The organism is Neobacillus fumarioli NBRC 102428, from assembly GCF_001591485.1.
GTDB classification, from domain to species: Bacteria; Bacillota; Bacilli; order Bacillales; family Cytobacillaceae; genus Neobacillus; species Neobacillus fumarioli.
Genome location: NZ_BCUZ01000255.1, coordinates 1 through 939, shown reverse-complemented (window position 1 = coordinate 939; position 939 = coordinate 1). Strand labels below are relative to the sequence as shown.

Genomic DNA, 939 nt, shown 5'->3' with positions numbered 1-939 from the left:
CCGTCTTCTTCTCATTCACTTTCAATCGAAGTTTCTTTTCGATAAATCGTTGAATGCTTGCCATTGTTCGTTCTCCTGCCCGTTTTGATTTTACGTACACATTACAGTCGTCGGCGTAACGAACGAATTGATGTCCCCTGCTTTCTAACTCTTTATCTAGTTCGTCAAGAACTATGTTAGAAAGTAATGGACTCAGTGGTCCACCTTGTGGTGTTCCTTCCTCTGTACTTGAAATAACCCCGTTCATCATGACGCCCGCCTTCAAATATTTACGGATGAGCTTTAATAGTGGTTTGTCCTTAATTTTCTTCGCTAGTGTACGCATGAGTCTATCATGGTTGACTTTATCAAAGAATTTCTCCAAGTCCATATCTACAACCCATCTGTATCCTTCTTTGATATAACCTTTTGCTCTCCTTACCGCATCATGTGCGCTTCGGTTTGGTCGGAAACCATAACTATGTTCAGAGAACGTCGTCTCATATATCTTCGATAATACTTGGGCAATGGCTTGTTGAATCAAACGGTCTGTCACGGTTGGAATACCTAGTAGCCTAACACCGCCATCAGGTTTCGGGATTTCGACTCTTCGGACAGGCATTGGCTCGTAGGTTCCTTTGAATATAGCTTCCTTAATAGAATGCCAGTTTTCGACTATGTGCTGTCGTAGGATTTGTACGGGCATCATATCTACTCCATGACTTCCTTTATTCTGTTCTACTCGTTTTAATGCTTGAAGCATATTTTCCCGTGACAGGATTTAATTCAAAAGCAAGCATCGTTATTCTTCCTTCCGTGAATAGCTTATCTTCTTATGCCAGTGATCACTCCACCCTCCAAGAGGTCCCCACGGAATTCACCGTTTCCTTCCTCGAGTGAGGTACTACGTTTTCTGTGTTCATCATGATCCTCTGAATGCCAAGGGCTATTCTCTCTTAA

General features: G+C 42.4%; 1 protein-coding gene. It reads right to left on the bottom strand.

What is annotated here, in order from left to right; translation table 11 throughout:
* A partial coding sequence (ltrA, locus tag BFU02S_RS15960; protein ID WP_235842100.1) for a group II intron reverse transcriptase/maturase occupies window positions 1-742 on the bottom strand: 742 nt, incomplete at its 3' end.
* Between the last annotated feature and the right edge of the window lie 197 nt (window positions 743-939).